This is a genomic window from Thermosynechococcus sp. M98_K2018_005, from assembly GCF_015295825.1.
In the GTDB taxonomy this organism is placed as follows: domain Bacteria; phylum Cyanobacteriota; class Cyanobacteriia; order Thermosynechococcales; family Thermosynechococcaceae; genus Thermosynechococcus.
The window spans coordinates 1-6,425 of record NZ_DVEH01000008.1 but is presented as its reverse complement, the minus strand read 5'-3'; the positions used below and the strand labels follow the sequence as shown (position 1 = coordinate 6,425).

The following is a 6,425-nucleotide window of genomic DNA, read 5'->3' as shown; positions in this document are numbered from 1 at the left end:
AAGGGATTTGCCTGTGACTGGACGCGCACGGATGTGGACAACCCCGGCAAATTTAAGACTGCGGGGGCTTGATTCCCTAATTTCCGTAATTTAGTAGTCCTGAAAACAGTTTTTGCCCCCCAAGGTGATTGACGATCGCGGCTAACTGTGCGGTGTCGCTTTTTTCCCACAGGTTTAAGGACCATGACCTTTTTGCTAGAAAGTGTTTTCAATGGCATGAGTATTGGTGCGGTGTTGCTACTAACTGCACTGGGGCTGGCGATCGTCTTTGGGATTATGGGCGTGATTAATCTTGCCCACGGTGAACTGATGATGCTGGGCGCCTACACGACCTTCATGGTACAAAATGGCTTCCGCCAATTGGGGGAGGGTTGGTTTGACGCCTATCTATTGATAGCAGTGCCCTTGGCCTTTGCGGTGGCAGCGGGGGTCGGTGTTCTTCTTGAGCGGGGAGTCATTCGCTATCTCTATGGTCGTCCCCTCGAAACCCTCTTGGCCACTTGGGGCGTGAGTTTGATCCTGCAACAGTTGGTGCGCAGTATCAGTTGGCAGATGACGCTGCAAATTGCCCTCTTTTGTCTGCTCTTCTTTGGTGGCCGCTGGTTCCTCTCTAAACGGGCGATCGCTCCCCGTTGGCAGGCTTGGGTAACACCAGTGTTAATGGTGCTCTCTGTCGGGATTGGCCTAACGGCTGGTCTCGTGGCTGGCGGCGCGGTGGGTCTGGCAATGACAAAACCTTGGTTTGGTGCTCAGGGGGTGGATGTGACAGCTCCCAGCTGGCTGCGGGGAGGAGTGAATCTTTGGGGGGTGCAGTTTCCCTTTGTCCGCCTCTTGATTATTGCCTTGACGGCAGTGTGTCTGGTGGCGATTTACCTCTTTCTTCTGCGATCGCAATGGGGGCTACGGATTCGCGCTGTAACGCAAAACCGCAGTATGAGCGCCTGCTTGGGGATTCCCACCCAAACCGTTGATGCCCTCACCTTTGCCCTTGGCTCTGGTCTAGCGGGGGTAGCAGGCTGTGCCATTAGCCTCTTGGGTTCTGTGAGTCCGAATACGGGTCAGAACTACATTGTTGAAGCCTTCATGGTTGTTGTTGTGGGCGGGGTCGGCAAAATTGTCGGTTCGATTGTGGCTGCCCTTGGCATTGGCTTGGTCAACTATGTCATTGGTTCGGGGTTGATGACCCGCTTTCTTGAACCGCAAACGGCACTGTTTGACTTCTTTGAATTTTTTGCCAGTACCAGCATGGCACGGGTGATGGTCTTCATCCTGATCATTGCTTTCCTACAACTGCGTCCCGCGGGTCTTTTCCCACAAAAAGGACGGACGGTCGATGCCTAAGCTATCGCAGTTCTCTTTTCCCAAAGATCGCCTCAGTGGTCGCGAGTTAATCGTGGTGGCTGCCCTTGCTCTGATTCTGATTTTCCTGATGCCACCTCTGTTGCCGGGGTTTCGCTTGGATTTGCTGCACCGCTATCTGGCGCTGGCCATTGTGGCTTTGGGGATTGATCTGATTTGGGGCTTTACGGGGTTGCTCAGCCTTGGCCATGGCATTTTCTTTGCCTTGGGGGGGTACGCGATCGCTATGCATTTGAAACTACAGGTGCCCGCCACTGCCTCTAGCCCCCTGCCGGACTTTATGGCCCTCTACGGCGTCACGGAGTTGCCGTGGTTTTGGTATCCCTTCTATTCCTTTGCTTTTGCCGTAGCGGCAGTGGTGGTGATCCCAGCCCTCCTAGGGGCACTCTTGGGGTACCTTGTCTTTCGCAACCGCATCCGGGGGGTCTATTTTTCCATCCTTACCCAAGCAGCTATCATCGTCTTTTTTAACTTCTTTAATGGTCAGCAAAAGCTCTTTAACGGCACCAATGGCCTGACGGATTTTCAAACCCTGCTGGGGTTCCCTGTGCGCGATGCCCAAACCCAGTATTGGTTCTATATCCTAACGGTGATTTTCTTGGCCTTGGCCTATCTTCTCTGTCGTTGGCTGACAATGGGACGCTTTGGCCGGCTGCTGGTCGCCATCCGCGATGATGAAGCCCGTGTCCGCTTTTCGGGGTACAACCCCACTAGCTATAAAGTACTCGTTTTTGCGATTTCCGCTGCCTTGGCGGGGATCGGTGGTGCCTTCTTTACCCTACGCACAGGCATCATTTCCCCACGGGCGATGGACATTGCCTTCTCAATTGAGATGGTGATTTGGGTGGCGGTCGGCGGTCGTGCCAGCCTCATTGGGGCGATACTGGGGGCACTCCTAGTCAACTTTGCCCGCAGTTTGTTGAGTGAGCAGTTTGCCGATATTTGGCTCTTTTTCCAAGGGGCACTATTTTTAATTGTGGTGTTGGCGCTACCTACGGGTATTGTCGGCTGGCTACGCACTGAAGCCCCCAACCTGATCGCGAAACTCTTGGGGCGGCCGCAACCAGTGGCAACGTATCCCGAACTGGAGTTTAATCCCGAGGTGCAATACGAGCGTGAAGTTCTGCAACGGGAGGACAAATAATTGCTGTGACACCCATTCTTGAAATTGAGGATCTCACGGTTAGTTTTGATGGCTTCAATGCCCTAAATCATCTCTCGTTTCAGATGCAGGCGGGGGAACTACGGGTAATTATTGGTCCCAATGGTGCCGGTAAAACCACGTTCCTCGATGTGATTACAGGCAAAGTCAAGCCGACACAGGGGCGAGTGCTCTTCAAGGGGCGCAATCTGCGTCGCTACAGCGAAGATCAAATTGCCCGTATGGGGATTGGTCGCAAGTTTCAAACCCCCCGCGTCTATCTCAACCTAACGGTGCGGGAAAATTTGGAGCTGGCAGTAGCCCGCCATAAGGGTGTTTTTGCAACGCTATTTCAGCCACTCTCGCGGGAGGAGCGCGATCGCCTGCACACCTTGATTGACACCATTGGTTTGCGGCCAAAGGCCAACTTTCCAGCAGGACTCCTCTCCCACGGTGAAAAGCAGTGGCTAGAAATTGGCATGCTGGTGGCGCAATCCCCCGATCTGTTGTTGGTGGATGAACCCGTGGCGGGTCTCACCGATGAGGAAACGCACCTCACGGGAGAGCTTCTCGTGGCCTTGGCCGAAAGCCACTCCATTATTGTCATTGAGCACGATATGGAGTTTGTCCGCCAAATTGCCCGCACAGTTACGGTTCTCCATGAAGGTTCGGTGCTCTGTGAAGGCTCTATTGAAACCGTACAAAATGATCCCCGCGTGATTGAAGTCTATTTAGGCGCTCCCCTCGAAGAATCCCCCTCGACACAACAACCATGACCCGCGTTGATCACTATCCCCTACCCACGACAGCAGTGGATGCCGATTGGATGCTGCGCATTCGTGGCCTCAATGTCTATTACGGTGAAAGCCATATCCTGCGGGATATTGATTTGAGTGTCCCCGCTGGCAAAATGGTGTGCCTCATTGGCCGTAATGGTGTTGGCAAAACCACACTCCTGAAAACCATCATTGGCCTACTCAGGCCCCGCAGTGGTCAACTGGACTGTCAAGGGGAATCCCTCCTGCCGTTGCGTCCTGATCAGCGAGCCAAGCTAGGAATTGGCTATGTGCCCCAAGGACGGGAAATTATTCCTCGGCTGACGGTAAAAGAGAATTTGCTCCTGGGTTTAGAGGCATGTTCCCGTCAAAGGGCAAAACAGGAGATTCCAGAGGAAATTTTTGAACTCTTTCCTGTGCTGAAGAAAATGCTCTACCGCATGGGCGGAGATCTCAGCGGCGGGCAGCAGCAACAGTTGGCGATCGCCCGCGCCCTAATGGGCGAACCCAAGCTTCTCCTGTTGGATGAACCCACGGAGGGAATTCAACCCTCGATTATCCTTGAGATTGAGGCGGCCATCCGTCGCATTATTGCCGCCCGAGGCATTTCTGTCCTCCTAGTGGAGCAGCACCTCCACTTTGTCCGTGAGGCGGACTGGTACTATGCGATGCAAAAGGGGGGCATTGTTGCCTCTGGGCCCACCAGTGATCTCAGTCAAGAGGTGATTCAGCGGTTCCTCGCGGTGTAGCCTCTAAATCGGGCGATCGCCGCCATCCAAGGAACTGGGCTGCTCTACGAGCGTCACCCGTCGAGGTTGAGCTAGTTGCCGCAGAACGGGCTGTAGGTTCTGCAGGGTGTGGTTGAGGCTATCGAGGAGCAGTTGCAAATTGCCTGTATCGGCAAGGGCTTGCAGGGCTTGGCTAAGGGTTTCTAACAGTTGTAGTCGTTGTTGCAGGGTGCGATCGCTCTCGGCCAAGAGTTGAGCTATGTATTGGCTCTGTTGCCGCAGTTCTCGGGCAATGGCGGTCTGTTCCTGATTGACATGCGCCAGTAGTTCCCCTTGGCTGTGCTGAATCTGGGTCACGAGGCGCTCAAACTGCTCAATGGACTGTTGCCGGCGCTCCTCCAGTGTAGCCACAAATTGCTGGCGATCCCTGACCACGGCACGGGCCAGTTGATTTAAGTTGTCCAACAGTTGTTCCAGCCGTTCCTCCGTGGGCAGCTCCGTGCGAATGGTTTCCTGAATCACTTCTTGAAGAGTAGCGCGATCCACCCCTGCGGGCGTATTCGTAACGGGGAGGCGGGGCAGCAGTTGATCGTTAATGTAGGTGTCAATTTGCAGCAGCAGCTTGTTCTCCCAGCGTTCAACGATCACCATCGGGATCATCACCAGCACACTCAGCACCAAAGCCACCAGCGTCGTATCAAAGGCCACCGCTAGCCCCGTTGTCACACCGCCAATCCCCTCCTTGATTTGGTTCACGTCCTGAGCCGTCTCCAAAAAGCTGGAAAAGCCACTGACGGCTTGGCTAATCCCGACGACGGTGCCAATAAAGCCCAGCAGGGGAATCGCCCACACTAGAACCCGGGGAATCGTATAGGAGGCATCGGTGGCTGCTGCAGCACTGCCACTATCTTCTGCGGCGGCTTCAACGGCAATCTCTCGCTGGCCACTACTGAGAAATGCTCCTAAAACACGGGCACAGCGATTGGGAAGCAGCGTCCGCCGTTGGGCAAGGACTTGCTGCAATTGCAAAATATCCCGCATCGAGGTGAAGGGGTAGTTGGCGGAGATCCAGATTTGACGGAGACTGGGTGCTTGTTGAAAGAGGGCGATCGCCTTCAAAATCGTAAACACTAAAACGGTCCACGCAAAGAAAACAGCCACGGGTTGCGTCCAGCCCCGGTTGAGCAGCAGTTGACCAAGGTAGGTGCTCTGAAGGGGCAAAAAGAAAATGTAAAGGATGACTGTGGCAACGGCCGCGATCGCCAACGCTAACCACAGCGGCACAGTGAGATCACGGCGGGGTAGCGCCACTGGCGTTAGGGAAGGAGCAGTTGTTGTCGAAACGGGAGAAGAAGCTGTCATGACGATACTCAGGGCGCAAACATCTTTCAATCTATCGTGAAGGCACCTCAAATTTTGGGAACCGCTGTTGCTCCCTGCTGCCACCGCCAAATACCCGCCAGGAGACTGCCAATCAGGGAATGAACCACCCCCGAAATCGCACAGGGTACTGCGGTGAGAGGATTCGCGAAGGCTTGCCGCGCCAACGCCACCCCTAACCCAGAGTTTTGCATGCCCACCTCGATGGCGATCGTCCGACAGGTGCGCTCTGAATAGCCCACGGTGCGAGCAAGGTAATAGCCACCCAGAAAGCCCAAACTGTGGAGAGACACAACGGCTGCCAACAATTGCAAACCATGACTAAGAATTGCCTTGGCACTTGCTGCGAACACCCCACCACAGATGACACAAATACCCAACACTGAAACAAAGGGAGAAATGGGGAGCACTTTTTTCACCAGGTTGGGTGCCTTGGTATTCAAAGCTAAGCCGACAAGAATGGGCAGTAACACCACTTGGACTGTACCCCAAAATAATTGCACAGCATTGACTTCAACGTATTGGCCGGCCAGCAGCTTGGTTAATAGGGGAGTCAAAATAATCGCTGCCAGCGTTGAGCACAGGGTCATGACGACTGACAACGCCACATGGGCGCGGGCAATAAACGTCACCACATTGGAGGCGGTTCCGCCGGGGCAGCAAGCCACTAAAATCAGCCCGACAGCAAAGGGGGTGGGCAATTGGTATAAGTGGGCAACCAGCCATCCCGCCGTCGGCATAATTAGGTACTGGGCAACAAACCCGAGGGCAACCGGGCGAGGCATCAACCCCACGGCTTGGAACTCCTGCCAACTCAGCGTGATCCCCATCCCCAGCATCACAATCATCAGGATCCAGACAATGAGATCACTACTCACCCACAAAAATAGGGGTGGATACAGCAGCGCCACAATCGCCGTCAGCACTACCCAGAGGGGGAATAGATGGGTTAACCATTCGAGGCGGGACATCAGGAAAGACCTATAGAGTGTTCAAGCTCCTAATAAGGACGTTAAAAAAGTTAAATAGAATACATTTTTC

6 protein-coding genes are annotated in these 6,425 nt (G+C 54.2%); 4 read left to right on the top strand and 2 right to left on the bottom strand.

The genetic code is table 11. The features are described 5' to 3' along the window. The first annotated feature begins 183 nt into the window (after positions 1-183). Genes urtB through urtE form a run of 4 tightly spaced genes read left to right on the top strand, consistent with a single transcriptional unit; the run spans position 184 to position 4,025 of the window. Positions 184-1,341, top strand: a complete 1,158-nt coding sequence (gene urtB / locus IGQ15_RS01010) for an urea ABC transporter permease subunit UrtB (protein ID WP_297047782.1) — start codon at positions 184-186, stop codon at positions 1,339-1,341. Next, positions 1,334-2,503, top strand: coding sequence for an urea ABC transporter permease subunit UrtC (urtC, locus tag IGQ15_RS01005; RefSeq protein ID WP_297047780.1), 1,170 nt, complete (start codon positions 1,334-1,336; stop codon positions 2,501-2,503). The genes urtB and urtC overlap by 8 nt, the downstream gene beginning before the upstream one ends. 5 nt (positions 2,504-2,508) lie before the next feature. Continuing rightward, positions 2,509-3,276 (top strand): urea ABC transporter ATP-binding protein UrtD, encoded by a 768-nt coding sequence (gene urtD / locus IGQ15_RS01000; protein ID WP_297047779.1) that lies wholly within the window; start codon positions 2,509-2,511, stop codon positions 3,274-3,276. A 50-nt stretch (positions 3,277-3,326) separates the two neighbouring features. Then, a complete protein-coding gene (gene urtE, locus IGQ15_RS00995) occupies positions 3,327-4,025 on the top strand; it encodes an urea ABC transporter ATP-binding subunit UrtE (protein ID WP_363315754.1) in 699 nt (232 codons plus the stop codon). A 3-nt stretch (positions 4,026-4,028) separates the two neighbouring features. On the opposite strand, the gene IGQ15_RS00990 is transcribed toward urtE, so the two are convergent. Both IGQ15_RS00990 and IGQ15_RS00985 read right to left on the bottom strand, forming a co-directional pair. After that, positions 4,029-5,366: a MotA/TolQ/ExbB proton channel family protein gene (locus IGQ15_RS00990; RefSeq protein WP_297047774.1), complete on the bottom strand. Its 1,338-nt coding sequence runs from the start codon at positions 5,364-5,366 to the stop codon at positions 4,029-4,031. 47 nt (positions 5,367-5,413) lie between these two features. After that, positions 5,414-6,355: a bile acid:sodium symporter family protein gene (locus IGQ15_RS00985; protein WP_297047773.1), complete on the bottom strand. Its 942-nt coding sequence runs from the start codon at positions 6,353-6,355 to the stop codon at positions 5,414-5,416. Between the last annotated feature and the right edge of the window lie 70 nt (positions 6,356-6,425).

Bases quoted from the DNA above. Each gene is read 5' to 3' on its own strand.
- urtB (WP_297047782.1), top strand. From the start codon at position 184: ATGACCTTTTTGCTAGAAAGTGTTTTCAATGGCATGAGTATTGGTGCG.
- urtC (WP_297047780.1), top strand. From the start codon at position 1,334: ATGCCTAAGCTATCGCAGTTCTCTTTTCCCAAAGATCGCCTCAGTGGT.
- IGQ15_RS00985 (WP_297047773.1), bottom strand. From the start codon at position 6,355: ATGTCCCGCCTCGAATGGTTAACCCATCTATTCCCCCTCTGGGTAGTG.
- IGQ15_RS00990 (WP_297047774.1), bottom strand. From the start codon at position 5,366: ATGACAGCTTCTTCTCCCGTTTCGACAACAACTGCTCCTTCCCTAACG.
- urtE (WP_363315754.1), top strand. From the start codon at position 3,327: ATGCTGCGCATTCGTGGCCTCAATGTCTATTACGGTGAAAGCCATATC.